This window comes from Pseudomonas sp. Nvir, from assembly GCF_963778085.1.
Classification (GTDB): Bacteria; Pseudomonadota; Gammaproteobacteria; order Pseudomonadales; family Pseudomonadaceae; genus Aquipseudomonas; species Aquipseudomonas juntendi.
Genome location: NZ_OY970405.1, coordinates 34,216 through 58,866, shown reverse-complemented (window position 1 = coordinate 58,866; position 24,651 = coordinate 34,216). Strand labels below are relative to the sequence as shown.

The 24,651-nt window shown below is 54.9% G+C and carries 26 protein-coding genes and 1 pseudogene; 9 read left to right on the top strand and 18 right to left on the bottom strand.

The window, feature by feature from the left end; genetic code table 11:
- Positions 1-58: 58 nt before the first annotated feature.
- Positions 59-382: a DUF2790 domain-containing protein gene (locus AACG97_RS00605; protein ID WP_003253432.1), complete on the top strand. Its 324-nt coding sequence runs from the start codon at positions 59-61 to the stop codon at positions 380-382.
- A 202-nt stretch (positions 383-584) separates the two neighbouring features.
- Positions 585-2,582 carry a heavy metal translocating P-type ATPase gene (locus AACG97_RS00600; RefSeq protein WP_010951452.1) on the top strand — a complete coding sequence of 666 codons (1,998 nt, stop codon included), beginning with the start codon at positions 585-587 and terminating at the stop codon, positions 2,580-2,582.
- Positions 2,583-2,674: 92 nt separating this feature from the next.
- Here AACG97_RS00600 and AACG97_RS00595 read toward each other — a convergent pair whose 3' ends face one another.
- The 4 genes from AACG97_RS00595 to AACG97_RS00580 form a co-directional block, all read right to left on the bottom strand.
- The gene (locus AACG97_RS00595) at positions 2,675-2,899 is read right to left on the bottom strand and encodes a hypothetical protein (protein WP_010951451.1); all 225 of its coding nucleotides are present in this window, start codon (positions 2,897-2,899) and stop codon (positions 2,675-2,677) included.
- Positions 2,900-3,026: 127 nt separating this feature from the next.
- Positions 3,027-4,052, bottom strand: a complete 1,026-nt coding sequence (locus AACG97_RS00590; protein ID WP_011953109.1) for a hypothetical protein — start codon at positions 4,050-4,052, stop codon at positions 3,027-3,029.
- A gap of 298 nt (positions 4,053-4,350) precedes the next feature.
- Positions 4,351-5,658: an OprO/OprP family phosphate-selective porin gene (locus AACG97_RS00585; RefSeq protein WP_197884919.1), complete on the bottom strand. Its 1,308-nt coding sequence runs from the start codon at positions 5,656-5,658 to the stop codon at positions 4,351-4,353.
- Between the two features lie 210 nt (positions 5,659-5,868).
- The gene (locus AACG97_RS00580; protein WP_011953108.1) at positions 5,869-6,837 is read right to left on the bottom strand and encodes a LysR family transcriptional regulator; all 969 of its coding nucleotides are present in this window, start codon (positions 6,835-6,837) and stop codon (positions 5,869-5,871) included.
- Between the two features lie 257 nt (positions 6,838-7,094).
- Here AACG97_RS00580 and AACG97_RS00575 point away from each other — a divergent pair, with 257 nt between their 5' ends.
- From AACG97_RS00575 to AACG97_RS00565, 3 genes are read left to right on the top strand one after another with little or no spacing between them, the layout of a single operon-like run.
- Positions 7,095-7,514: a GtrA family protein gene (locus AACG97_RS00575; protein WP_010951446.1), complete on the top strand. Its 420-nt coding sequence runs from the start codon at positions 7,095-7,097 to the stop codon at positions 7,512-7,514.
- Positions 7,480-8,463, top strand: a complete 984-nt coding sequence (locus AACG97_RS00570) for a glycosyltransferase family 2 protein (protein WP_010951445.1) — start codon at positions 7,480-7,482, stop codon at positions 8,461-8,463. The genes AACG97_RS00575 and AACG97_RS00570 overlap by 35 nt, the downstream gene beginning before the upstream one ends.
- Complete coding sequence (locus tag AACG97_RS00565) at positions 8,457-9,911, top strand: phospholipid carrier-dependent glycosyltransferase (protein WP_010951444.1); 1,455 nt, start codon at positions 8,457-8,459, stop codon at positions 9,909-9,911. Before AACG97_RS00570 ends, AACG97_RS00565 begins: the two co-directional genes overlap by 7 nt.
- A gap of 82 nt (positions 9,912-9,993) precedes the next feature.
- Here AACG97_RS00565 and AACG97_RS00560 read toward each other — a convergent pair whose 3' ends face one another.
- Positions 9,994-10,215 (bottom strand): hypothetical protein, encoded by a 222-nt coding sequence (locus AACG97_RS00560; RefSeq protein ID WP_010951443.1) that lies wholly within the window; start codon positions 10,213-10,215, stop codon positions 9,994-9,996.
- 266 nt (positions 10,216-10,481) lie between these two features.
- On the opposite strand from AACG97_RS00560, the gene AACG97_RS00555 reads away from it, so the two are divergent.
- Positions 10,482-11,069 (top strand): hypothetical protein, encoded by a 588-nt coding sequence (locus AACG97_RS00555; RefSeq protein ID WP_010951442.1) that lies wholly within the window; start codon positions 10,482-10,484, stop codon positions 11,067-11,069.
- A 57-nt stretch (positions 11,070-11,126) separates the two neighbouring features.
- Here the strand turns inward: AACG97_RS00555 and AACG97_RS00550 are convergent, their stop codons facing one another.
- Positions 11,127-12,545 carry a heavy metal sensor histidine kinase gene (locus AACG97_RS00550; RefSeq protein ID WP_011953107.1) on the bottom strand — a complete coding sequence of 473 codons (1,419 nt, stop codon included), beginning with the start codon at positions 12,543-12,545 and terminating at the stop codon, positions 11,127-11,129.
- Positions 12,542-13,216: a heavy metal response regulator transcription factor gene (locus AACG97_RS00545; RefSeq protein WP_003253457.1), complete on the bottom strand. Its 675-nt coding sequence runs from the start codon at positions 13,214-13,216 to the stop codon at positions 12,542-12,544. Before AACG97_RS00545 ends, AACG97_RS00550 begins: the two co-directional genes overlap by 4 nt.
- 689 nt (positions 13,217-13,905) lie before the next feature.
- On the opposite strand from AACG97_RS00545, the gene AACG97_RS00540 reads away from it, so the two are divergent.
- Positions 13,906-14,232 carry a DUF2790 domain-containing protein gene (locus tag AACG97_RS00540; RefSeq protein ID WP_011953106.1) on the top strand — a complete coding sequence of 109 codons (327 nt, stop codon included), beginning with the start codon at positions 13,906-13,908 and terminating at the stop codon, positions 14,230-14,232.
- Between the two features lie 32 nt (positions 14,233-14,264).
- Here AACG97_RS00540 and AACG97_RS00535 read toward each other — a convergent pair whose 3' ends face one another.
- From AACG97_RS00535 to AACG97_RS00525, 3 genes are all read right to left on the bottom strand, one after another.
- Positions 14,265-14,615: a DUF3147 family protein gene (locus tag AACG97_RS00535; RefSeq protein ID WP_011953105.1), complete on the bottom strand. Its 351-nt coding sequence runs from the start codon at positions 14,613-14,615 to the stop codon at positions 14,265-14,267.
- Between the two features lie 157 nt (positions 14,616-14,772).
- Positions 14,773-15,678, bottom strand: coding sequence for a cation diffusion facilitator family transporter (locus AACG97_RS00530; protein WP_010951438.1), 906 nt, complete (start codon positions 15,676-15,678; stop codon positions 14,773-14,775).
- Between the two features lie 54 nt (positions 15,679-15,732).
- Positions 15,733-16,071, bottom strand: a complete 339-nt coding sequence (locus AACG97_RS00525; RefSeq protein WP_071890582.1) for a zinc ribbon domain-containing protein — start codon at positions 16,069-16,071, stop codon at positions 15,733-15,735.
- A gap of 490 nt (positions 16,072-16,561) precedes the next feature.
- On the opposite strand from AACG97_RS00525, the gene AACG97_RS00520 reads away from it, so the two are divergent.
- Positions 16,562-18,259, top strand: a complete 1,698-nt coding sequence (locus tag AACG97_RS00520) for a phosphoethanolamine transferase (protein WP_003298414.1) — start codon at positions 16,562-16,564, stop codon at positions 18,257-18,259.
- Positions 18,260-18,381: 122 nt separating this feature from the next.
- Positions 18,382-18,510, top strand: coding sequence for a hypothetical protein (locus AACG97_RS00515; RefSeq protein ID WP_003253468.1), 129 nt, complete (start codon positions 18,382-18,384; stop codon positions 18,508-18,510).
- A gap of 143 nt (positions 18,511-18,653) precedes the next feature.
- On the opposite strand, the gene AACG97_RS00510 is transcribed toward AACG97_RS00515, so the two are convergent.
- The 8 genes and pseudogenes from AACG97_RS00510 to AACG97_RS00475 form a co-directional block, all read right to left on the bottom strand.
- Positions 18,654-18,860: a hypothetical protein gene (locus AACG97_RS00510; protein WP_011953104.1), complete on the bottom strand. Its 207-nt coding sequence runs from the start codon at positions 18,858-18,860 to the stop codon at positions 18,654-18,656.
- A gap of 14 nt (positions 18,861-18,874) precedes the next feature.
- The gene (locus AACG97_RS00505) at positions 18,875-19,084 is read right to left on the bottom strand and encodes a hypothetical protein (protein WP_015268418.1); all 210 of its coding nucleotides are present in this window, start codon (positions 19,082-19,084) and stop codon (positions 18,875-18,877) included.
- A 318-nt stretch (positions 19,085-19,402) separates the two neighbouring features.
- A protein-coding gene (locus AACG97_RS00500) for an IS3 family transposase (protein ID WP_182275479.1) occupies positions 19,403-20,553 on the bottom strand; the annotation gives its coding sequence in 2 pieces (ribosomal slippage) (positions 19,403-20,319 and positions 20,319-20,553; 1,152 coding nt in all).
- Positions 20,554-20,575: 22 nt separating this feature from the next.
- Positions 20,576-21,463 (bottom strand): hypothetical protein, encoded by an 888-nt coding sequence (locus tag AACG97_RS00495; RefSeq protein WP_232555023.1) that lies wholly within the window; start codon positions 21,461-21,463, stop codon positions 20,576-20,578.
- Positions 21,464-21,773: 310 nt separating this feature from the next.
- Positions 21,774-22,007, bottom strand: a complete 234-nt coding sequence (locus AACG97_RS00490; protein WP_156867445.1) for a hypothetical protein — start codon at positions 22,005-22,007, stop codon at positions 21,774-21,776.
- A gap of 417 nt (positions 22,008-22,424) precedes the next feature.
- A complete protein-coding gene (locus tag AACG97_RS27920; protein ID WP_128337688.1) occupies positions 22,425-22,679 on the bottom strand; it encodes an STAS-like domain-containing protein in 255 nt (84 codons plus the stop codon).
- A gap of 174 nt (positions 22,680-22,853) precedes the next feature.
- Complete coding sequence (locus AACG97_RS00480) at positions 22,854-23,873, bottom strand: ATP-binding protein (protein WP_015268415.1); 1,020 nt, start codon at positions 23,871-23,873, stop codon at positions 22,854-22,856.
- Positions 23,874-24,296: 423 nt separating this feature from the next.
- Positions 24,297-24,632: pseudogene (locus AACG97_RS00475) on the bottom strand (helix-turn-helix transcriptional regulator); the annotation flags it as partial.
- Positions 24,633-24,651: the final 19 nt, after the last annotated feature.

Here is a 24,651-nt window from a genome sequence, read left to right as displayed (position 1 = left end):
GTGATGCCTATGCATTGCTAAGGTTACGCCCGAGAAGTTTTGAAATTGAGAGGGTTTTATGAAAAAGCTAATTATCGCTGCTGCACTTGTTGTTTTCTCGGTGGCTTCGCAGGCCAACACTTTCTCCGAGAGCAAGCAGCTTCAATACACCAAGGAACACCAGACCGCAGTGGCCAAGTACGCGGAGAAAAATGGCAAGCCAATGCCAGAGATTCAGGATTACAAATATGGCATGAAGATAGACGTTGCGAAATTCGTACGTCAGTCGCAGGACCCCCGTACCTGCCAGGTCTATCCACGGTTGATGACCTTCGAGGACTCCCAGGGCACGCTCAAGACTGTTCGTTACTCGATGTATTCGCAATGCATCAACAACAAGTAGTAAACGATTTGAACAGAACAATTAGAGAATTCATAAATGCCAGGCAGTGCCTGGCATTTTTTATTACGCCCGATACCCCATAGCTTCGAAATGTTAACGCCTGGGCTCGGGCAAACCGTGCAATAGATCTTAGCCAACCAACAGAGACGGCTCCCCAACTGCAGAGGGCAATTGGAAGCCTTGACCCCAGAAGGGACGAGTTATGAAGAGTTTGCTTGAACGCCCTGATGACCAAGCCGGGCATGAAGGTCATAGCCATGAGCATGGCGGCATTTTTGGAATGAACACAGAGCTGATTTTCGCGCTGATCTGTGGTGCTCTCCTGGGTGCCGGAGCTCTCGCAGGAAAACTTGGCCTGATTGATCGTCTGCCTCTGATTCTGTACGTGTCGGCCTACGTGTTCGGTGGATGGTTCACCACTAAGGAAGCGGTTACCAACATCCGTCAGAAACGCTTCGAGATCGACTCGCTGATGCTTCTCGCCGCAGTCGGTGCCGCGAGCATCGGCGCCTGGGCGGAGGGGGCTCTGCTGCTGTTCCTGTTCAGTCTGGGGCATTCCCTTGAAAGCTACGCGATGGGGCGGGCCAAGAAAGCGATTGAGGCACTGTCCAAGCTCGCACCAGCCACCGCGATCGTACGCAGAGCAAATGGCACGGTGGAGATGCCCGTGGAGCTGCTGGTTCCCGGTGACGTTGTCATCGTGCGCCCCAATGACCGCCTGCCGGCCGATGGTTTTGTAGTCGTAGGCTCCTCAAGTATCAACCAGGCGCCAGTAACCGGTGAGAGCGTCCCCGTGGACAAGCAACCTGTTCCTGATGCCGAACTCGCACGCAGCAAGCCAGATGCAGTGGATGCAGCCTCGAAAGTCTTCGCCGGTACCATCAATGGCGAAACGCTCATCGAGGTTGAGGTAACCCGGCGCTCTACGGAGAGTACCTTGGCGCGGGTCATCAAGATGGTCAGTGAAGCCGAAGTCAGGAAGTCACCGACCCAGCGATTCACGGACCGCTTCCAACGCATATTCGTCCCGTTGGTTTTACTGCTGGTAGTCGGGCTGCTATTTGCCGGCATTTTCCTTGACGAGCCGTTCCGTGACTCGTTCTACCGGGCGATGGCCGTACTGGTTGCAGCCAGCCCCTGCGCGCTCGCGATCGCTACACCAAGCGCCATTCTCTCTGGCATCGCCAGGGCAGCCCGAGGTGGCGTGCTGATCAAGGGCGGTGCGCCACTTGAAGAGCTTGGATCATTGAATGCCATGGCATTCGACAAGACCGGTACCCTGACCGAAGGGCGCCCACGTATCACCGATGTAATACCCATAGGCGGCACGCAGATCGAGGATCTGCTAAACGTCGCCATCGCTGTGGAGTCGATGAGCGACCATCCGCTGGCTGCGGCAATTGTGCGTGACGGTGAAGAGATGATTGGCACACGGCGCCGATTCCAAGCCAAGAACATGAGCAACATGATTGGCCGCGGCGTGCGTGCTGAGCTTGATGGGCAGTTCGTCTGGATTGGCAAGGTCGAGATGTTCGGTACCAATGGTATTCCCGCACTCAGCAAGGCAGCCCTGGAGGCTGCGGAGCGTCTACGTCAGTCAGGCCGTACCACCATGGTGGTACGGCGTGCTGACAAGGATCTGGGCGCTATCGGGCTATTGGACACACCCCGGGAGGGGGCCAAAGAGGCACTCCAGAAGCTTAGAGAGATGGGCATCGAACGCATGGTCATGATTTCTGGAGACCACAACCGCGTTGCAGAGGCTGTAGCCAAACAAGTTGGCTTAGATGAAGCGTGGGGAGACCTGATGCCGGAAGACAAGGTCAAGGCCATCAAAAACCTGCGCCTTAGCGCCAAGGTGGCCATGGTGGGTGACGGCGTCAATGATGCCCCTGCCATGGCCAGTTCGAGCGTTGGTATCGCAATGGGGGCTGCTGGATCTGATGTTGCCCTGGAAACGGCTGATATCGCGCTTATGGCTGACGACATCAGGCAACTCCCATTTGCGGTGGGGCTGAGCCGTCACACGCGATCGATCATCCACCAGAATCTGTTCGTCAGCTTGGGGATTGTGGCCATCCTGGTTCCGTCCACCATCATGGGCTTGAGCATTGGTGCCGCTGTTGCGATCCATGAGGGCTCCACACTGTTGGTCGTCTTCAACGCCTTGCGCCTGTTGGCCTACCGCAGAAGCACCTGATCCCTGAGCTTCAATCATGAAGCTAAGCAGGGAAATGACCTGAAGTAGAAGTACGGGTCGTGCGCGATCAGCGCACGACCCGTACTTTTCTCTCACTCGTCGATCCCGATGCGCTTGAGGCTTTCAAGGGCCTTTCCGCACTCAGGTGAGCCATGCCGTAAGCCGCAGGCCAATGCAGCTTTGAGGCTCATGACACCGGCTACGAAACCGACTTGATTGCCGACTCCGTGTCCGTCCGCAAATCCCTGATCATACGCAATCTCGACAAGCGCATTGATCGCCGCCAGGGTGTCCTGTTTGTTTTTACTCTTTTGCATATCTACTCCGCGAGCATTCAGCTCATATCGCTCGGTTAGGTGGCGGCGCCTTCAGGTTTGGGGTGAGCGAATCCCGCTCCCATAGCCAATCCCTAACGGGGGGCTCAGCCCGCCACCGTAAGGAAAATCAGCTATTGAGAGCAGATGACTCGTTTTGGTCACCCGTGCTGCTCGCCTCACCGCATTGGCACTGAGTGGGTACATCCGGGTAGTCGCTGTGATTCTCAATGAACAGCGTTCGGCAGGTTTCGCACCCATAGATCCGGGGCAGGGATTTAAGGCCGCTCGGAAGCACGTCACTCAGAGGCTCGTTATGCCAAGGAGCCCCGTCAAGGATTCTTGAACGCAGGATGTTTCCCAGGCGCCAGGTGTCACTTTGTGCGCGCCAGGACCACATCGGCGCAGAAAGCGAATACTGGATGAAGGTCTCTTGTGACTGCCTGGATAGCGGGTACTTGGGGCGGGTCCAGCCGGAATCGATGATGCTGAACCCCATGCCCATTTCTGCGCTCGGGTGGGTCTTTTCACCAAAGAAACGGTCATGCGTCGCTGGAGCCGTCGCATGATGGTCAGTCGGTGGGAATACCCACAGATAACACTCATCCCGGTTGACCATGCTGATGAGCTCGCTTGGCCCCCGCATGGGGGAATTTGCAGCCAGGGCGAAGCGATCCTTCCACGACATTTTGGGAGGCGGCGCAATACCAGCAGCGATGGCCAACGTGGCAGTCTTGGGGACGAAGCGATCGCCTAGCTCGTTCAGATCCAGGTTCTTGCAGAGAGCCTTGAAGGCCTTTTTGCGAGTCTTCGAGCTGAAGGAGGGGTCAAGGAGCAGGCGAACCTGGTTCACGCCGATTCCCGCAGTTCGTAGCACCTCAATGACTTCTTCAGCCACACCGACTGCTTGAAGATCGGTCAATCCTAAGCACGTTTTCGCCCGCTCGACCGCCGCGTAGAGGTTGTACTGCCGTGTCTCGTTGTCACGACAGACCTGAATTGGCAGCTTGTCTTGGATGGCAACTTGCGGTGCAACGGAGCCGATGGCCGCGTGGAACAGCTGGTGGAGGTGCAGATGAGAGTACGGGCGGCCAGAAGCCGAGAACGAGGCGTGCAGCTGAGCAGCGAGAGGTTGAAGCAGCTTTTTTGCAGACATGACTATCCCCTAATGAGCGACGTTGGGGTAGCTGCGCTTGTAGGGCCGTTAGACGCGAAGCTGGACGTCGAATCAGGTTCAATCATGAATAGGAGTCAGGTTTGATTTGCTTGCACGGCCACCATGCAAAGCCCGACGCGGCAATCACATCAGATTCGCCGAGCTTTGGCAAGAGCGGTCATCGGTAAGCGAAAGCAGGTAGGAGGAGGGCGCTCCATGCTTGATCACCTCCAGAAACAGGAAAGCCGGAAGCACGTTGAGCGCTTCCGGCTTTCTCACGTCAGACTGATGAGAGGGATCAGAAGACGTATTGCAGGCGGGTCACGATGGCATTGCCGCTGTCGTCGCCCACGGTGTTCTCGTTGTTGTCGGTGCGCACGTTGATGTAGTTGGCACTGACTTTCACCGCCTCGTTGACGTACCAGTTCACACCCACCGTGTGGCTCTTGGCCTTGCGCTCGTTCGATTGGTCCGCCGCGGTGACCAGGTTGCCGTCTTCGACCTTGATATCGTCAAAGCGGTAGAAGACTTCCCAGGCCCCCAGTTCCTTGTTCTCTGGTTTGATAGTGTCGAACTTGGCACCATCGAGCTTGTAGATACGCGGCTCGCCGGTCAGGGTGTAAGCCATCTGGGCGTAGTAACCGGAGGCCTTCATGTCGTTGTTGGCCTGGTCAGCTTTCAGCTTGCGGCGAAGGTATTCCGCTTGAACCGAGAACGGGCCGGTGGCCCAGGCACCTTCGAGACCCCAGACCGAGTCGTCCTTCCACAGGCCATGTTGTGCAGCAGCACCGCCAAACAGCATGCGGTTGCCGTTGGTGCCGGCATCGCCGCCGCCATTGGTATCTACACCGCGGACGCCCAGACGCGAACGAATCCGGGTATCGACCGCACTGTTTTTGAGGTCGCGGTAAGCGTACTGAGCACCGACGTGCAGGACGTTGCCATCACTGTGCAGCGGTGCGAACACGCCACGTACGTTGTAGCGCTTGGTGCTGTCGCCATCCGAGTTGTTATTGGTTTCGCTGAAAACGCTACCGGAAACATAAGCCATGTCAGCGATGGTGCTGGTGGCTTGAACACCCATGCCGGCGTTGTCGTTGATCCAGTCCGCCAGGTCGTACGAGAGGTTCCGCTCCATGGCGGTGGTCCACTTCGAACTGGTGGCTTTCTCAAGACCGAAGTCGGTGTAGAAACGGCCAAAGCGCAGTTGCACCGGCTTGAAACCCGTGTAGGTCAGGCTGGCTTCGTCGAAGTAGCCGTCGGAGTCGTTGCCCGTGTTGCGGGAAAGGTCGTAGTTGAGCTGATACTTCCAGTCGCGGTACAGCACGCCACCGAGCTCAAGGTAGGCGCGACGGAAGTAGCCTGCGTCAGCGGTATCGCCATTCTTGGTGAAGACACCATCGAAACGGCCGTAGTCGGCCTGAACTCGGCCGCCCAGTTTGAAACTGAATTCCTTGTCAGAAGTCGATACTTCAAGACCGCCCTTGGTCTTCAGAACGATGTCAGCTCCGTCAGTGGTTACTGTTCCGGAGAATGCTTGCGAGGAAAATGTGCCTATTATTGCGGCAGCCAACAGCTTTTCCCGCATGTTCGAAGAACGGATCATTGCTTGCCTCTCGTATGTTAAGTGCTTAGCTACCGACGTTATATTTCGCCCTGCGCCGGCCTAAATTTATCTTGCAGATGGGAGCAGGCCACGGTTGTCACCCGCTGTAACAAGATGCCTTTGTTCTAAGCACTCTGACTAGGTTGCAAGCGAATATGACAGTTGTGTTTCTGTAGTGTTAACGGAGGAGTTTGAAACCTAACAAAACTGTTACCGAACAAGCCAGTCCTTCTTATCAAAGAAGCTCTTCTTGATCAATCTTCGAATTTCCAAAACCTGCGGATTGCGGACAAGCTTCGTTTTGATAACAAGATAGACATCTTTCTCCTCCAGGTCGTCCAGGAAACCCGGCACGGGTAGGATATTTCTCTCCAGTTTTCGGCTGTAGTCGGGCAGCACTCCAATACACGCACCGCCAACGACAAGGCCTCGTGATAGGTTGTAGCTCTTGACCCGAGTGGTACCGCCCTGATGCTCAGCCATTATCGATGCCCACTTTCGTGAGCCCGCCAAGATCTCTTCATCCCAAGGGACAACGAGCATGAAGTTGTGCAAATCCAAGCTCTCCACTGGAAGGGTGACGCTTCTTGAATAGCGGCTGGAAATGAACAGGGCGTGCCCAATCCGGCCAAGCCTTTCAAACCTATACGTAGGATGGCGATCAAGCGCGCCTTTATCATCTGGGCTCACCAAAGCGATACCCACATCGACTTCACACTCAGAAAGCATCTGCGTTGTGCATTCTGAATGGATTTCCAGCTGCATTTCGGCATGATCACGCACGTAGGCGACTAGATCGCGGTTTACGATGTCGTTCAGCACTGGCTCTGTGATCGCGATGGTAAGCCTGGGGACTTCCTTTTCACCGGACTTGCCAAGGCCGTCTGGGCCGAAGAGCTGGCACAGGTAATGGCTGACCCTCTCGCCTGTGCGGGTCAGGGCAAGCTTGTTGTGTTTGTAGACAAACACGGGAGCACCAATGTGCTCTTCCAGTTTCTCCAAGCGTTTCCGCAGGCCTACCACTGGCACATTGAGCCCTCGGGCAGCCTGTTTGAAACTGGCACAACGTGCTGTTGCGAAAAACTCTACGGCCAGCTGATCATCAATTGGCAAATCATCCAATATGTCAGGGCTGTAAGGAACAACGCTGCTTGTATATGTTTCATTTTGTGTAACCATTAGGTCCCCCTTAATTCGGGGAATCTATCTCAATGCCACCCGGTGTTTCCTTATCTTGTCAACATTGTAATCCACGGGTCATGCATGCGTTATCGGAAGGCTTTTATTTCGAAAGCGTAATTTTCAGGCAATCCCTCTGATATTGTAGCGTGCTAGCCTAGTGCGCCGACTTGTTACTTACCATATATAGATTCGGCTAATTACGCATTTACATTTAGTTCACTATTTTTTCACCTTTGCCTCCATAGGCTTTGGGCATGGAAAATCAAACCCCACCTCTTACTACCTTACTGATTCGTTATCTGGGGATCGGCTTCATAGCAACGGGAGTCCATTATGCGGTGTTCCTATTGCTGGTTACGACAGAATTCGTTACTCCGTTACTGGCCAGTATCTGTGGCGGCATGGTTGGCGCAATCGCGAGCTTCATTGGAAATAGGGCGCTCTGTTTTGTGGCAGATGGCTCTCGTAAGTTTCAGCCTGTCAGGTTTGCACTGGTCGCGTTAACCACAAACTTCGGCAATGGCGTGGGTATGTGGTTCCTCATCAAGTCGAATCTGTCACCGCTCATCTCCCAAGTCGTAGTGACCTTAAGCCTCACTGCACTTGGATTCATTGCACATCGTTTTTGGACATTCAATCATGCAGACATTACATCGCTTTCCCGAGCGCCCTGATCCCTTGTTAACCATCGTGGTCCCTTGCTTCCAGGAAGAGGAAACCATCCCCGAGTTCCACCAGCGAATCACCCGCGTGGTGAAGCGCTTACCCGTCTCCTGCGAAATCCTCTATGTCGACGACGGCAGTAATGACCGGACGGCCGACATTCTTCGCCACTATCAGGATGGGTCATCTGTACGTTGCCTGTCCCTGAGTCGCAACTTCGGCAAAGAGGCTGCACTGAGCGCCGGGATAGACCATGCCCGTGGCAGTGCGCTGATCTTCATTGATGTCGACCTGCAGGATCCACCAGAGCTCATCGCGGCCATGGTGGACTACTGGCAACGCGGCTACGACGTGGTGAACATGCAGCGCAACCTGAGAATCGGTGATTCGTGGTTCAAGCGCATGAGTGCCCGGGCTTACTACTGGGTCATGCAGCGCCTGGTGGAGAAGGTGGACATGCCGGCCGATGTCAGCGATTTCCGATTGATTGGGCCTGCGCCGCTGGCAGCCCTGCGGGCCCTGGATGAACGCTCCAGGATTCTCAAAGGCATGATCGGCTGGGTAGGCTTTCGTACCATCGAACTCCCCTACAATCGCACTGTTCGCCATGCCGGGAGCACCAAATGGAATGCAGCTGGCCTGTTCAATCTGGCCATCGAGAGCATCGTCAGCTTCTCTCGCAAACCACTGCGCATTTTCAGCCTCATCAGTTTCGGTCTTTTCGTCTCCAGCATCTGCTACATGCTTGCGTCGCTTGTGGCAGGCAGTTTCGACATCCATCACCTGATCGTCGGAATGGCTTCATTCATGTGCGTCGGTGTCGCCATGGTGGGGGAGTACCTGGGCGTGACACTCGCGGAAGTGAAGCGCCGGCCTCTCTATTTCCTGAAGCACAGCAACAAGGCAGATCCCGTGTCACTCCACCCTTCGATGGCTTCGATCGAGGGTAAGAAATGCTGAACCTGAAGAACGAGAGGACGCTGTGGTGGGTCCTGGGTTCGATTTTGCTATTGCGTTTGGTGGGGCTGGGCATCTACCCGCTGATGGACACATCTGAGGCCCGTTACGCTGAAATGGCTCGCAAGATGGTCGAGTTGAATGACTGGATCACGCCCATGTTCGACTACGGGGTACCGTTCTGGGGCAAGCCTCCGTTGTCCTTCTGGACCCAGGCCGCGAGCATGACGGTCTTCGGCGTTAACGAGTTCGCTGCGCGCTTCCCAGCGTGGCTACTCCACCTGGCAAGCTGTTTCATCATCATCAAACTCGGCACGCAGCAGATTTCTCGTAACGCCGGCATCTGGGCTGCCATTATTTTTTCCAGCACCACACTTGGCCTGGTCTCCAGCGGTGTTGTGCTGACTGACCCTGTTTTGTCGTTCTCGATTCTGCTGGCCAGCTACGGTTTCTGGCGTTGGATGAAGTGCGCCAGCAAGGCGGATGCCTACCTGATGTTCGCAGGTCTCGGGCTGGGCTTGCTTGCCAAAGGGCCGCTGACCCTGGTGCTTATGGGGGCGCCGGCATTCGCCTGGTTCGTTATCTACAAGGAATGGGGACGGGTACTGAGGCTTCCCTGGATTAGCGGCCTTGTACTCATGTTCGGTATATCCGTGCCATGGTATGTCGCGGCCGAGATGAAAACGCCCGGCTTCATGGAGTACTTCTTCGTTGGTGAGCACTGGAGCCGCTACGTCGTCAGTAACTGGGCAGGGGACCTCTATGGTAGTGCTCATGCCAAGCCGTACGGCAGCATCTGGATCCAGCTCGGATTGTCGCTACTGCCATGGGCCTTGTTTCTACCACTGTTGATCCGCAAGCGTGGATCGATGCAGCGCTTCAAAGCCTACCTCTGGCTGTGGGCCTTGGCGACACCGGTCTTCTTCACATTTGCAGGCAACATTCTGTGGACCTACCTGCTACCCGCGCTGCCAGCGTGGGCATTGCTGCTGTCTGCACGGGTCAGCGAAGTTGGCCCGAAGACCACCTGGGCTGCCGCTGCGAGCGCATTGGTGTTGCCAATCATCGGTGCGGGCATCATCTACGCCGGGGTACTAGAGGAGCGCCCTCAGAATCAGCGGGATGTGGTTCAAGCCTGGCTCAATGTGCAGTCTGCTCATTCCGCTCCCCTGATCTATCCTGGCCGCCGCTCATACTCGTCGGAGTTTTACAGCAGCGGGAAGTCCGAGAACATCAAGGATCCTGCCAAGTGGCCGCGGGATGGCTCGTTCTATCTGTCCAGGCGCTTGCGAGACAGCAAGGATGGTCTGCCCGCTGATCTAGCTTGCACATCGATCACCGAAGCGAACGCCAGCCAGCTCCTGCTGTGCCATTGGAAACGCCCCGCACAAGGTGCCGAGGGTCTGGCCGGAGAAAGCAATGCGGAAACGCCTCGCAAGAACGAAGGCTAAATTCCAAGCACAAAAAAGCCAGGTTTTACCCTGGCTTTTTTGTCGATTTCTTTCGTCATTTGAAGTCCTATTTAACCGCCGATTAATTGTCGGCTTGTTCCTTACCATCCTTGCTTTCTTTCTTTTGCTCTTGAGCGACTTGTTGTTTGTTCTGGTCCGAAGAGTCATCGCTCCATAGGCGAGCCTGTTCGGTTCGGAAGTTCTCGTTGAACTGTTTCGTTCGCTCGAAGCCGCCTTCAGCGTAAGCGGTACCCATGAGACCCAGCAGCAGGCTGCCAATAGCGATAGATTTGACAAATTTCATTGTGAACCTCGGTTCATACTAGGCCAACCTGATTAGCGGCCTTTGTTGGTTTGTAGTTTAGGAACGCGAAGCTAACGACAAGGTGAGTCAATAATTACAATTCCGTAATTTTGGCTGCAGATAGGATGCGTTAAATCTTCAAATCTGGAAGGATCATGTCTATCTCGGCACTGTCGAGGGCGACTTCGAATTTTCTCTTAAATTACAATTTTGATATCTAGCGCGTTAATTCAGCGCGGCGTTGTTGGCCGCCCTAGGAGATAGCCATGAATGACATAGAGCCCTGGGCAGTTGCTATCGGTGACTTTCGCCGCTGCACTGAAAAACTCACTGTCCAGCTCGATGAGCTGACCTCGCAGACGCGCACCTCCAGCGCTGTTCTGGAGAGGTCGAACGAACTGGTGGAGCAGGTGGACGCTGTCGGCCGGCAGATTCAGGAGGAGGTGCGAAAGGCGGAGAAGGCTTGGTCGAACGCGGAGGAGGTTGCCTTGCGCGCCGCTGCATCAGCGTATTCAGCTGCATGCCGCGGAGTCGACACCGCCATCCAGCCACTGATCTCGGAGCTTACAGCAGCGACAAAGGCGGCGGACGCCTCTATCCAGGAGCTCAAGCGGGCACCGGTGCTGGCCAAGCGTTATGTGATGGTGGTCGCCACGGCGTTCTTCATTCTGGCGCTGATCTGTGTCTACTCGACCATGCGCCTGATCGATGCCGCCGGCAGCGTAAGTGCTCAAGAGAAAGTGAATGCTCAGTACTTCTCACACCTGTGGAAAAACGCCAATCCTGACGAACAGAAGATTATTAAGTCGGTGATTCTGCGGTCGCCCATGGACCCTGTGGTCCTTCGGCACTGATGCATTGAGGCAAACAAAAGGCCCGTCGATTGACGGGCCTAATCGTGTCTGCGCAATTTAAGCGGCGGTCATTGCCGGCTGCATTTGCTGGGCTTCCGGAAAGTGAAGGTGGAACCAGGTGAAGTTTTCTTCGGTCACCTCCACGCTCGCCGATCCCTGGTGCAGACTCATGATCGACTGCACAATGGCCAAGCCAAGACCGGTACCGCCTTCGCTCCGTGCTCGGCTCTTGTCCACACGGTAGAACCGCTCAAACAAGTGCGCGTGGTGTTCCTTGGCAATACCACGGCCGGGGTTGCCGACACTCAACGTCGTACCGCTCGCACTATGCTGCACCTTAACGTAGACCGTGCGGCCGCGAGGGCAGTAACGGATCGCGTTCGAGACCAGATTCGAGACGGCACGTTGAACCATCAGGCGATTCCCGCGCACCACGTCATCACTGCCGGAGATCTGCAGCTGAATCTCGCCTTCTTCTGCTGAAATGCTGAAGAGCTCGCACACTCGCTGAACCTCGTCGACCAAGGAGACGGATTCGAACTCCACCATTGATGCTGGATGACTGACCTGGGCCAAGAACAGCATGTCGGAAACCATGCGGCTCATGCGGTCCAGCTCTTCTGTGCACGACTCCAGAACCTCCCGGTACTCGGAAAGCGATCGTTCTCTGGTCAAGGCAACCTGGGCCTTGCCCATCAGGTTGGAAAGCGGTGCTCGAAGTTCGTGAGCAAGGTCGTCAGAAAACTGCGAGAGCTGCTGAACCCCATCATCCAGGCGAGCCAGCATGATGTTGATGCCGTCGGCGAGCATTTTGAGTTCTGCCGGCATCCCATCAGTTGGAAGGCGATGGTCGAGGCTCTCGGTTGAGATTTTCGAGGCGATCTTGAGGAACTTGGTCAGTGGTAGCAGGCCTCTGCGCACAGTCCACCAGCCAATGGCCAAGATCAGTGCGAGGATGACGGGGGACATCATCAAGGCCCAGGTCAGCAACGCATCGAGCAGCGCCTCACTGGATGACTGGTCCATGGTCATATAGACGCTGACCTCTGTTCCATCGCCCAAACGCATGATTCGAGAAGCACTCAGCAGAGGACGGTCCTGCGTATCACGCCATTCGTGCTCTTTGGGCTGGGCCGCCGGCTGAAACTTGTGCACCTCCAGATTGACCTGTTTCGAGCCAATCGAGAGCAGGGGAGTCTGATTCTGTGAGGTATCGAATATGCTCACATACAGGTTGTTGTGGCCCATGACCAAATCGACAAGCTGATGCGCATCCGCGTTGACGCCGGAGATGTCCGGGATGGTGGACAGGTTGTGAGCCATCCCCGCCATCTTTACTTCCAGGTCTGCTCTGGCATTTCTTTCCAGAGCCTTGCCTACCATCAGATAGCCAAAGGTGGCGAACAGAAGCAGCAACGCTGCGCTCATCAACCCAACTTTTAACCCCAGCTTTGCAGCCAGGCTGAATGGCCTCATGCGCGTTCCTCAAAAACGTACCCAACGCCACGAAGCGTGTGAATGAGCTTGGTTTCAAACGGGTCATCGATCTTCGAGCGCAAGCGCCGGATGGCTACATCGATGACATTGGTGTCGCAATCGAAATTCATATCCCAGACCAACGAGATGATCTGAGAGCGAGTCAGCGCTTCGCCCGTTCGGCTCATGAGCAGGTGCAGAAGCGCAAATTCCTTGGTGGTGAGATCGATGCGTGTGCCACCGCGGAAGACGCGATGGCGGACGGAGTCGAGTTCCAGATCGGCAATTTTCAGCGAGCTCTTCTCGACTAACTCATCACCACGGCGTTGCAGCGAACGGATGCGAGCAAGCAGCTCAGGGAATTCGAATGGCTTCACAAGGTAGTCATCCGCGCCGCCGTCCAAGCCCTTGAGCTTGTCATTGATGCGTCCGCGGGCGGTCAGCATGATGATGCGGACCCGGCTGGTCTTACGGATGGTTTCCAGCAGGTCCCAGCCGTCGATACCCGGGAGGTTCACGTCCAGGAGGACCAACGAATAGACATTAGTGTTGAACAAGTGCAGAGCATCTACACCGTTGTGCACGATATCTACGACATACCCGCTTTCGGATAGGCCCTGCTGAAGATATTCGGCAGTTTTAATTTCGTCTTCCACAACTAGAACGCGCATAACTTATCTCAAGGTGTGAGGAAGGAGTTGGCCTAATCCGCCAAGATTATGGTTGCAGGCTGTTCGAAAGTTTGGCTGAGGGTATGGCATGTGGTAGTCGCTACCTCTGTCCATACGCCGGGTCACCTGAGGACGCTTGAATCTTAACGCGAAGAAGCTGGCCGCGGCGAAATCCTACAAATTTGTAATGTAGCCGCAAGATTTCTGACAGTCATGCAGGCTCCACCCCTAAGCATAGCGGATTCTGGGGCCTGCGGCGGTGTATGACAGATTCGCCTGGCAGGTGGAATCGGCCAGGACAGGCAGCATTTCGGTCGTTAGCTTGCAAGGACTGGTACTGGCCTTGGATCGAGGGCGCCACGCAGGCAGACCCCATGCACGGCCGCAAACCGCAGCGCCTTTCTGCAAATTAGTTCACGTGGCGGCTCGATATTCTCTCGAATAATTATCTTACAATCTATTACATGTCCAAATTGTAATTGCCCGATCATCTTGGTGTTAGCCTCCTTTGCTAGTTTAAGGGCAGCGGAAGAGGCATCGCTGCTTTGGAAATTGTCTCATTTCAAAGCAGCTTGGCAAGAGCACCGAGCAGTTGTTCGCGCCAGTGCATTCACCTGTAAACCATACGCTCCTTTGGTAGGTGAATTTTAGCGCCCCCCTACGGGCGCTTTTTTATTAAGGGACTTCTTATGAACACTACTGTATCAGCGATCGCCGTGTTTTTGCTCTTTACATCACTAACAGCCAATGCCCAAAGCGGTATGGAGATCAATAAACGCATCGAGCGTACTGCTAGAGAGGCTACAGCGGATTATGCTCAACGCGTAAAAAAGCCCATGCCTCAACTAGAAGACTACGCCTATGGCATGGACCTGGACGTTGGTAAGTTGGTGTATGTATCACCCAGTGTGCGGTACTGCGGTAATGTAAGAAGCATGATGACCTACGAAGACTCGAAAGGCGAACTGCACATGGTTCGCTACCTGGTGAAGGGCGAGTGTGTTAATAGCCGTTAAGACTCATCAAGATGATCCCTGCGGCCACCGGATCATAGAAGCTCAATGCCGAACCGGCGCAGCAGTATGGCGAAGCCTCCGAAGCTGGCCATTGTGATGAGGATGCTGCTGATCAGTGTCGGCCAAAAGCCGAGCTTAGGTAGCAGCAATGGAAAAGCAATAAACATCGGTAGGGTCGGAAGCACGTACCAGAACGTGTACCAAGCATGGTTGGAGATCTTCTCCATGCTCTGGTTCTCTAAATAGAGCCAGACCAACGTCACGACCGTGACCAAGGGTAGGGCGGCGACCAAGCCGCCCAGCTTGTCGCTGCGTTTCGCCAGCTCTGACACGAGAATCACTATACCGGCAGTGAGTAGGTACTTCGTGATGATCCAGGCCATCGCTGAGCCTTCTGGAGGTTGTTGACGAGGGCAGGCGAAGCCATTCACCAACCCCCTTGAAGCGCTCCTGCCGTTTACGGCATCCCTCACCGCATTTTTTTTGCAACATCACCCTCAGCCAGGAGGGTGATGTGTTTGCATGGTGTTTACCGATCGGTCAGTGCGAGGGTGAGGGAACGCTCTCGTGGAAAGCTGCCCGCTCGATCTGGATGGTGCAGTGATGGATTTCGAATGCATCGCTGACAGCATCCACGACGGCCGCCAACACAGCATCCCCATCTGCAGAATCCCGAACCACTACGTGCGACGTCATCACGTTACTGCCACTGCTGACAGCCCACACGTGCAAGTCATGAACGTCCGTCACGCCATCTACTCCGAGGATGGTGGCCTCGATTGCCGTAACGTCGAGCCCCCTCGGGACACCCTCCATGAGGATCCCCAGGCTTTCGCGAAGCAACTGCCACGTCCGCGGCAGAACCCAAAGGCCGATCGCCACAGCGACAATCGTGTCGACCCAGGTCCAGCCGGTGAAGCGGATGATAAGTGCCGCGATGATTACGCCAAGCGAGCCGAGCATGTCGCTCCAAACTTCGAGGTAGGCTCCTTTGACGTTGAGGCTTTCGTTGCTCGCAGATGCCAGAAGGCGCATCGAAATTAGGTTGATGATCAGGCCGGCGATTGCGATCCACATCATCGCTCCGGTAGCGATCTCCGCCGGCATGAAGAAGCGCTGGTAGGCCTCATACAAGATGTACATCGCCACCAGGAAGAGCAGCACGGCGTTGAACGTCGAAGCCAGAATTTCCAGGCGCGCATAGCCGAAGGTTCTTTTCTGATCCGCCGGCCGCTTGGCTATCTGAAGTGCAATCAGTGAGATCGCCAAGGCGGCAGTATCTGTGAACATGTGAGATGCGTCCGACAGCAGCGCCAGGCTGCCGGTAATCCACGCACCGATCACTTCTGCAATCATGAAGCTGCCAGTCAAGCCGAGCGCCATGATTAGCTTCTTCTGATGCCCCTCGCGTACTGCAGCGCTGCCATGGTCATGATTTGAACCCACGTATTTCTCCTTGCGCAGGGTTGTGGTCTCGTTGGCCTTCCTGTCTACCTAGCCTTAGAGCGTCGCTTGGCCACAGTGACTGCAAAATCTTGCTCCTGCACTCAGCAGCGAGCCGCAGGCGGTGCAACCACTCGATAGCGGTGTTCCGCAGTTTAGACAAAAGCGTGCTGACGGATCGTTGGCCGTCCGGCACTGCCTGCAGCCCTGCAGATCTTTGATGGGGGCAGGAGTGGGAGGGCGCCCGCCGTCATACACCTGATTACCGCCGTCGCAGCCCTGCTGCCGGCCATGGCGATCATATTGCTCGGCCCCATGTCCCCCGCTGTGGTGCTTGCCTCCACCGTGGTTTCCACGGCCATGGTGCCCGCCCAGGATGTTTTTGAAAAAGCTCATGGTATTCGCCCCTCATTGATGGGTGACATATTAACGAGCAAAAGTTGAAAATAATATTCTGCTCGCGAGAAAGACTTGTAAGTTGAATTGAAAGTTCAAAATTAGCCTACGACAAAACGAAACCGTTTTGTTTGTGAAATTAAATTTATCTAGCTGAGCGGAGCATTGCTTTTGGTGGGTAGTATCCCCCTAATTTTGATCATAGCGTGATCAATGACAATCAAAACAGCAGTAATTGGATTTCTGTCAGCATTGTAATCCCGAGGTCATCGTGTCGTTATCAGGTCCCGGAAATAATGCGCTCAGCGAGATTCATTTCTCTTTTTATCCCTATGCCTCACACATACTAAGCGTCCCCAACGCCTAGGGGCCTAAGGCCTCTGACGCTCCGCACATTGCGCAATCGCTCAGCATCTGTCGACGGTTTGCCTTGTAGCTCCCGCTAACTCCATAGCTACCGCCATGGATAAGCAGCTTCCAGAGTTTGATAATGACACCTTCCAAATCCATTGTTCACACCCTGTTAAGCAAATGGATCTTTGCTATTCGCAATGCGCGGCAGAAAGGCATCAGTACTAATTTGCTAATCGGCCTGGTGACTTTTTGGTTACTGCTATTCGCGAACGCTGAGCTCTGGAACGTGCTCTGGAAGCTGGTATTCAAAACCGATGAAGTGAACTGGCAGCTAGCGGCTAGCCTCCCAGTCATAGTATTCGCATGGGTGTTTACCGTTCTGAGCTTGCTGTCATGGGGGCGGCTGGCCAAACCCATACTGTGCCTGGTACTGATCAGCGCGTCTTTTGCGAGTTACTTCATGAATGCCTACGGCATCGTGATCGATTACACAATGTTCACCAACGTTGTGGAGACCGACGTCGCTGAGGCAACCGAGCTGCTGAATTGGAAGCTCGGTCTTTGGGTCGCAATGGTTGGGGTGTTGCCCGTCTACCTGATTGCCCGGGTTCCCCTCCGGCGCAAGCCTTGGGCCAAAGCTTTGGTCAGCAGGTTCATTGCTCTGTCGCTCGCTCTGTTGACCTTATCTGGCATCGCGTTGAGTCAGTACCAGTCGTATGCCTCCTTGCTGCGCAACAATCGGGAGATCCGGCTGATTCTGGTACCTACCAACTTGTTTGCGGCTGGCCATGGGTACCTGAAGCGTCAGCTGGCCTCACCTAAAACGCTGACGGCCATTGGTACTGATGCGGTAGTTAATCGACAGGGTGCGGCTCGTAAACCCAGGCTGCTGGTACTGGCAGTAGGAGAGACCGCTCGCTCCGCCAACTTCTCCCTCAACGGCTACTCCCGTGAAACGAATCCGGAACTAGAAAAGCGAAATGTCATTAGCTTCACGAACGTGAGCTCCTGCGGTACCGCTACCGCGGTCTCGCTGCCATGCATGTTCCTGGACGTGGGTAAGGCCCAGTACAAAGATGGCTTGGCCAAGAGCCGAGAAGGGCTGCTCGACGTGCTTCAACGCGCTGGCATCAGTGTCATGTGGACTGACAACAACTCGGGGTGCAAAGGGGTCTGCGACAGGGTTCCCAACCACAAGGCTGCCTCTCACGCGGATTCCCAACTGTGCACCAGCGAGGAGTGTAAGGACGGGGTGCTGCTCACGGAGATGCAAGACTTCATCAAGCGCCAGGAAGGCGATGCTGTCCTGGTGCTCCACTACAAAGGCAGTCACGGCCCGGCCTACTACAAGCGCTACCCCTCGCAATTCAAGAAATTCGCACCGGTGTGCGAGACCAACGAGCTCGACAAATGTAAGCAGGAGGAGGTGGTCAATGCCTACGACAACTCAATCCTCTACACCGATTATGTGACTGCAAATCTCATCGATATCCTGGCGGCCAACACCAAGTTCGACACTGCGCTGATGTACGTTTCGGACCACGGCGAATCGCTGGGGGAGGGTGGGCTCTATCTACACGGGCTGCCTTACGCGATGGCTCCTGACGAGCAAACAAAGGTGCCGTTGGTACTTTGGATGTCTGACTCGCTCGCGAAGAGCGAAAAGGTCAACGTGGGTTGTTTGAAAGCTCAAACCACGTCACCGCTGAGCCACGACAACCTGTTCCACACCGTGCTCGGCATGATGAACGTCCAGACGTCTTCGTATCGCTCAGCGCTGGATTTCACTGCCCCTTGTAAGCCCTTTGTCGGAGGCTCTTATTCTGGCCTCTGAATGTTCGATGTGGACCGGATCATCGGCCAGGCGGTTCTGCACCAGCCTGCTTTGACAGCTGAGAGAAGCTGGACTAATTACATAGCTGCATTCAACAACCCAAGCGGAAAAGGAAGTTTTGCATGAGCATCAAGCCAGGCCCAAAGCGCACCAATGAAGATGGCACTCCGGACAAAAGGCAGCGAGTCACCCCTGAAAAGCAGAAGGACCATCCGGACCTGAAACCCCACAAGCACAAAAAGGGGGAGTAAGAAAAAAGCAGCTCTCGGGAGCTGCTTTTTTTTTGGGGCTGTGTGCAAACCCTCCCGACCGTCTCGCTGATCAATCGGACCGCGTCGTGAGTCTTCCGCTTGGCTTGATGGATTCTGAAGCTACCTCCGGATCGGTTATCCCTTCAGTGCGGACGACGAGACTGATATCCCAGAGCGTTGAGCTGATACTCGCTGACAGCCCGAAATTGTGATTCTGCGATTTGACGCAGGCGCTCAACCTCTTCGGCAGATGAGCCAGAAGCCTGCGCCTCGTGGTATTGCTTCATCGCATCCACTGCGTCGGTATACATGGGGTGGTCGGGGAGAAGAGCTGGTATCTTTTTCGTCATGTAGCGGCAGGTCCTCACTGGATAGTCGACGGTGGTTTACCTGCTTTGAGGAGCTGAAAATCAATGACCGCCTGATAGAGCGAATCTGCCAATAGGTGAAGACGCTGTACCTCAAGGTCTGGCAATCCAGCAGCCTCCGCTTCGTGGGCCTGTCGGATAGCTTCAAGCGCTTGCCTCATCAGTGGCTCACCAGCCTCGACCATTCCAATGAATGTGCGCTTCACAACATTTTGCTCCACTCAGCTGAAGATGAATTATAGGACACCGCGGCGTGGCAAGGCCCCGAGCAGCACAGGTGTTCGACGTCCGGCTGAACGAACCAATGAGGAGCGCGCTGGCCTGGGGAGTGGCCAGGGCGCGTGTCATAGCTACGTTGTAAACCACTTTTTTCACTGTAAACCACTGTGGTTTACAGTGAAAAAAAGTGGTTTACAGCAGGCCTCCTCAGGCCTGAGTCAGCTCCAGCAGATCGCCCAGTTCCTCCCGGGCCATCTTCACTCTATCCATTCTGCGATAAGGATGATTGAATCGCCCCTGGTTTCCTAGACACTCTCCAAGCTCAGGAAATAGCGTTTCTCATATTCTATTGGAGACAGCTGCATAGCACTGCTGTGTCGGCGTTTAGGGTTATAGAACATTTCGATGTAATCGAAAATATCACTTCGGGCTTCTTCACGGGTTGTGTAGATCTTTCGTCGGATTCGCTCCCGCTTCAAAAGCTGGAAAAAGCTCTCGGCTACGGCATTGTCGTGGCAGTTTCCCCGCCGGCTCATGCTGCTGATTACATTGTTAGCCTTCAAGAAGCTTTGCCAATCTGAGCTACTGAACTGACTACCTTGATCTGAGTGAATCATCACTTGCTGCTGTGGCTTGCGTCGCCACACAGCCATCAACATTGCGTCGATAGCCAGGTCGCTGCACATCCTTGGCTTCATTGACCAACCAATTACTTGGCGTGAGAACAGATCCAGCACTACCGCCAGATAGAGCCATCCTTCATAGGTGCGGATGTAAGTGATATCTGTCACCCAGACCTTGTTCGGCTCACTGACCTTGAACTGCCGCGCGAGGTGGTTGGGCGAGGCCACTGTTGGTTTTCCACCGTAAAACCCTGGACGCCGCCGATAGCCCGTTTGCGAACGCAGCCCCTCCGCCTGCATCAAGCGCCCGACTCGATTTCGTCCGCATTCCTCTCCCAGCTCACGTAGGTCATCGTGAATTTTGCGGTAGCCGTATACACCTCCGCTTTCTAGCCAAGCGTGTTTGATCAAGCCAAGCAGACGTTGATCTTCTTTTGCTCGGGCAGATTGAGGCTCGGCCAGCCAGGCGTAGTAGCCGCTGGGGTGCACCTTGAGGGTTTGGCAAAGGCGCCGCACCGGGTAATCAGTCGAGTGCTTCTTGATGAAGGCGTACTTCAGCCGCACTCCTTGGCAAAGTACGCGGCGGCCTTTTTTAAGATGTCTCGCTCTTCCGTCACGCGCTTGAGTTCAGCGCGCAGCTTGCGCAGTTCGGCCTGCTGATCGTCGTCTTGCTGACGCTGCTCTTGGGGCTTGCTGTAGACCTTGATCCAGGCGTAAAGGCTATGCACGGACACGCCCAGGCGCTGGGCGACATCGGCGACGGGTTTGCCTTTCTCGGTCACTTGCTTGACCGCTTCGATCTTGAATTCTTCGGGGTAACGCTGACGACTCATGGCACCTCCTATTTGGGCCTCATTATGAGGCTTGGAGGTGTCTACGAAACCAGGGGCGATTCAGATCAACCGGCATCCGGATAAGAGATTCGAACCAAGCCGAATCGAATTTGATGACTTCCTTGTGAATGTGCTCAAGCTCACCTCCGCGAGGCTGTGACACTACAAACTCCATGCTTTCAACCAAGCCAGACGCTTCACTGTCTTTGACGATTCGATGGCGGATGAAACTCATTTTGAGATCAAAATATGCCGCCTTCGAACCAGGCACCTTCTTCGATTCCAGCCGACCAGTGCTGCTGATTTCCGCCCCCGGCACCTCAGCGGCAATAGCTTTCACCAGCTCAGCATTTCCACTGACCTTCTGGCCAAACAGGCGGGTGGCGTCCGACATGTAAGCAAAGATCCATGGCACATTGCGAAGCGTCGCGCCGGTATAGAGGTAGCCACGCTCTCCCTTGTAACGCTGCAGCATGCCTCTCAACGCGTTCTCGGAAAGGACCAGTTGGGTCTCTTTCTCCAGGATGTAAACCACGCGATCGAACTGTTCGATCAATAGCTTGAGAATCTTCCGCGGGACGCCGTCAAACCTGGTTTTTCGTTCTGTTTTCTTATGCTGGCGAGGCTTGAAGTACGGGCAATCGTTACGGGCCTCACTATCAAATGGAGCGATGCCGCGAATGCTCTTAGTAGCATGTTTCCCGAATGGGTTCTTCACGTTAGGCGGTAGCTCATACAGCCCAACCAGCTGGACAGGGTTGTCGCATGCCGGGCATACAGCAAACTGAGCTAGCTTGCCCGCACTTCCAGGCTGGTACCACGGATCTCTGCGGAAGGTCTCGGCCTCGAAACCTTCCTTGTCGATGATCTTGCTTTCTGTGTCTTCGATGCGGAGCTTATAGACATCCATCTTTGCTGAAACCGTATCAATAGAGGGTTTCTGGATGGTAACGAGCGAGGATAGGCAGCAGTAGGCCTAACTGACCCTTTTGGTGGTCACCCACTGGTTTGAGGCCAGCCCAAAGCATGCCTGATCGACCTGGGCGGGCCCTAGAAACAACTAACCCCCTGATGCGCAGTACAGGTCTGGGACCTGCCCGAGGCGTGGGGGCTATTCTTGGAGCGACAGTGACACCGGCTCCGGAGAAAATCAATTGGTTTGTAGAGCAGCCGGTCAGCTAAGGTCAAACCCAGATCCTAAAGGGGAGGCCGATAGCAGCTCAGTCAGCATCATCGGCACCTTCTTCATCTTCATCGGTATCCCCAACACTGAGCCAGTCGTGAAGGTTGTACCGCACGAAGTCTTCCGCATCGAGCATGGTAAAGTCTTGTAGCACCGTGACGTCTGCTCCACCGAAGTACAGCCCATCGTTGAGATTTCTGGCCACCCCGAGCACTTCATTCAGCTGGTCGTGCAGCTCATTTGCGCGCCTGGCGTGCTCTCGTTTGGTCAAAAACCGGAACACCACCTCGTAGGGCTCAGGGGTGGTATTACCCGCTTTGCTTCAAGCCGCAGGAGTTGCAGGTCCGTTGCAGCTTGATGGTTTTACTTAAGGAGCCAAGCCAGCTCTCCAATCCGCAGATGCTGTGCACATTTTTTTGCACATATCTCACGCCACGATACCCCAGTAGATTCAGGCTTTTCGCAGCCTTTGCATAGGTGAGTCGCGATGGATTTCTACACATCTCAATGAGGAAACCTAAGCTCCGTTTTCCACGTATTCCTCCGCTACAGAACGCTTTTCTGCGGTGTGTCCCCTGACATTCGCTTTTCAGGGCGAGCTATGGGGGCCACTCAAGACGGCTATCTTTTGCCTGGCACCAATGAAAAGGCCCTCAATATTGAGGGCCTTAAATTCAATGCGGATCCGTCACGCGGGCATTTTTTGCAGCTGTCGAACTCGATCATGGACCACAAATTTAATGATTCCTTTGACATCGTTGGTGCAGTTTTCAAAGGCAAGGCGCGATACCACCTGGCGACCCTCCTTCAGAATCAGCGCCCCGATCAACTCGTCGACGAAGGACTGAGTGACATCGTTCCCAGCGAAATCTATGACAACGCTCTCACCACTGCTGAGCGAGCGTTCGATTTCGGTACGGTAGGGGATCGCTGAAGCTCGCATTCCGTACGTTCGGATAGAACTATCCCTACTTAATCGAATTTGAGTTTGCATGTCGTAACCCCTTGTATTGCATAATCCTTTTTTGCAGCCCGAGAGTTTCAGTTGACGCTGAATCTCCCATTTACCGCTCCTTGCATGATCGACTCTAGCCCTCGAGCTATCAAAAAGCCAGAGCTAGCGGAAATTCAGATCTAGGTCGAGATCGTCGTCAACCTGTCCTGCATCGTCCTTCGGCAGCAAGTCACTGATCGAAATGGTGGGCAGCAGCTCACGGGTACAGCTAAACGCGATCGATACACCATTCCACAGCGCATCATGCAGCTCCTGAGACTGCCGACGCTTTGTGTCATGTATGCCATTGCCGCTCACGATGATCAAACCACCGCCCGCCGCGTCTGCAATTTTTGCGGTAGTTGTTAACCCGATACCTTGGTTCTCGCTACCCAGGATCTGGGCCATCGCACCCCGGTTGCAGCTCACTCGCGGTTTGAGTGCCGCCTCGATCGCGTGCAAATGCGTGCGGTCATGAAGCTCAGGGTGATTCCTCAGTGTCGCGAGAAACCCACACCCATTATCGACGATGGCCATGCGTACAAGGTTCAATTTTGGATAAAACTGACAGGTCAGCCAAACGGCGGCGTCACCACGTCCCTCTCTGCGGGCGTGAGTAAGCGAGTTTTCCAATAGCTCCTTGAGCGAATACTCCAGAGGGCCCCGGTAGGAGTCAAACTCATTCCGTCCCGTGTGCTCGTCGACTGGGGCATCCGGGTCCGATTGAGTCAACCTTCCCGTAATAGCTCTAGCGAGGCGAGAGGCTGCAGCCTCTGCTTGATGGTGTTCGCTGATTTTGGTGATTTCCACCAACGAGGTGCTTCGGTCGTTTCGACGTCCTACCCCCGATAGATCTACACCCTCTACATCAATGTCCTTGAAAAAATCCATCCTGGCCAGGTAGGAGGTCAGGTCTCTGCTCAAAAACTGCATCGAAACTCGCTTCTGGACCAACTGGTTTTCAAACAACGCTCGCAGCGTGGCCATCCCTAACGGATCGATATACGAGAGGTTGCTAGCGTCTAAAACGATGTCACCAGGGCAGTTAATGATTTCTGCGCACACAGAAAACAGGTCATGGGGCGATCTTGAGCCAAGCCCCCAAGGAAGAACGATCGCGTTTTCAATATCGATGGCCTGCATGCAATTCCCTGGCAACGGAGCTAACCCTTTCGGATAGATATAGGGCTCGATAGTAGCCCATTGCCTGCCGGGTAAGCACTCACCTATTTTTTGACGAGTAGTGCCGGCATAGAATTGGCGCGCGGCAGTAGCGGCCTGTGGATGGTGGATCGCGCTCGCCTTGGGCTCAACACGCACGAAGAAAACACGGCCAACGCCCTGCCACGGGTCAGCCATTCAAGCAAAGATGGCCAGATCAAAGCCTTGTGCGAGAGCACTGGAGCAGGTTTGTGAGTCCGCCGAGCAGTTTCATCTCCGACGTCTGCTGTGGGCAAAGGCAAAGCTGGAAGGGGAACAGCGAAGAGTGACCCGATCAGCGCTGTACCGCACCGCATGTATCAGGTCTGGGGCTTGAGCTGTTAGATCGCATAAGGCTACCTTGGCCGGCAACTGGAGAACGAACTGCTCCTCGTCTTCCAATGCGTTGGCGTGGAAGTAACTGAGGAAGTACTCGCTTTGACGGAACTGGTCAGAAGCGATCTCCTCCAGGCGTTACAGCCCACTGGGCAGGCCTTCCTGACAGGCCTGGTAGAAGGGGTCGAGCAAGTATAGGCCGTCCAGGCAGGAAAGCATGGACGGCGTTCCCCACCGGGAGCCGGCGTCGTACTCCTCCAGCGGCTTGGGCACTCCCTCGCCGGGGTACAAGGCAGCCAGCGCATTGTCGAAGGGCAACCACTGGTGCAGCAGCAGGATCAGCAACCTCCAGAAATGATCTATGCCATGACGCTACACCACAACA

Bases quoted from the DNA above. Each gene is read 5' to 3' on its own strand.
- AACG97_RS00605 (WP_003253432.1), top strand. From the start codon at position 59: ATGAAAAAGCTAATTATCGCTGCTGCACTTGTTGTTTTCTCGGTGGCT.
- AACG97_RS00600 (WP_010951452.1), top strand. From the start codon at position 585: ATGAAGAGTTTGCTTGAACGCCCTGATGACCAAGCCGGGCATGAAGGT.
- AACG97_RS00595 (WP_010951451.1), bottom strand. From the start codon at position 2,899: ATGCAAAAGAGTAAAAACAAACAGGACACCCTGGCGGCGATCAATGCG.
- AACG97_RS00590 (WP_011953109.1), bottom strand. From the start codon at position 4,052: ATGTCTGCAAAAAAGCTGCTTCAACCTCTCGCTGCTCAGCTGCACGCC.
- AACG97_RS00585 (WP_197884919.1), bottom strand. From the start codon at position 5,658: ATGATCCGTTCTTCGAACATGCGGGAAAAGCTGTTGGCTGCCGCAATA.
- AACG97_RS00580 (WP_011953108.1), bottom strand. From the start codon at position 6,837: ATGGTTACACAAAATGAAACATATACAAGCAGCGTTGTTCCTTACAGC.
- AACG97_RS00575 (WP_010951446.1), top strand. From the start codon at position 7,095: ATGGAAAATCAAACCCCACCTCTTACTACCTTACTGATTCGTTATCTG.
- AACG97_RS00570 (WP_010951445.1), top strand. From the start codon at position 7,480: ATGCAGACATTACATCGCTTTCCCGAGCGCCCTGATCCCTTGTTAACC.
- AACG97_RS00565 (WP_010951444.1), top strand. From the start codon at position 8,457: ATGCTGAACCTGAAGAACGAGAGGACGCTGTGGTGGGTCCTGGGTTCG.
- AACG97_RS00560 (WP_010951443.1), bottom strand. From the start codon at position 10,215: ATGAAATTTGTCAAATCTATCGCTATTGGCAGCCTGCTGCTGGGTCTC.
- AACG97_RS00555 (WP_010951442.1), top strand. From the start codon at position 10,482: ATGAATGACATAGAGCCCTGGGCAGTTGCTATCGGTGACTTTCGCCGC.
- AACG97_RS00550 (WP_011953107.1), bottom strand. From the start codon at position 12,545: ATGAGGCCATTCAGCCTGGCTGCAAAGCTGGGGTTAAAAGTTGGGTTG.
- AACG97_RS00545 (WP_003253457.1), bottom strand. From the start codon at position 13,216: ATGCGCGTTCTAGTTGTGGAAGACGAAATTAAAACTGCCGAATATCTT.
- AACG97_RS00540 (WP_011953106.1), top strand. From the start codon at position 13,906: ATGAACACTACTGTATCAGCGATCGCCGTGTTTTTGCTCTTTACATCA.
- AACG97_RS00535 (WP_011953105.1), bottom strand. From the start codon at position 14,615: ATGGCCTGGATCATCACGAAGTACCTACTCACTGCCGGTATAGTGATT.
- AACG97_RS00525 (WP_071890582.1), bottom strand. From the start codon at position 16,071: ATGAGCTTTTTCAAAAACATCCTGGGCGGGCACCATGGCCGTGGAAAC.
- AACG97_RS00520 (WP_003298414.1), top strand. From the start codon at position 16,562: ATGACACCTTCCAAATCCATTGTTCACACCCTGTTAAGCAAATGGATC.
- AACG97_RS00515 (WP_003253468.1), top strand. From the start codon at position 18,382: ATGAGCATCAAGCCAGGCCCAAAGCGCACCAATGAAGATGGCACTCCG.
- AACG97_RS00510 (WP_011953104.1), bottom strand. From the start codon at position 18,860: ATGACGAAAAAGATACCAGCTCTTCTCCCCGACCACCCCATGTATACC.
- AACG97_RS00495 (WP_232555023.1), bottom strand. From the start codon at position 21,463: ATGGATGTCTATAAGCTCCGCATCGAAGACACAGAAAGCAAGATCATC.
- AACG97_RS27920 (WP_128337688.1), bottom strand. From the start codon at position 22,679: ATGCGAGCTTCAGCGATCCCCTACCGTACCGAAATCGAACGCTCGCTC.
- AACG97_RS00480 (WP_015268415.1), bottom strand. From the start codon at position 23,873: ATGCAGGCCATCGATATTGAAAACGCGATCGTTCTTCCTTGGGGGCTT.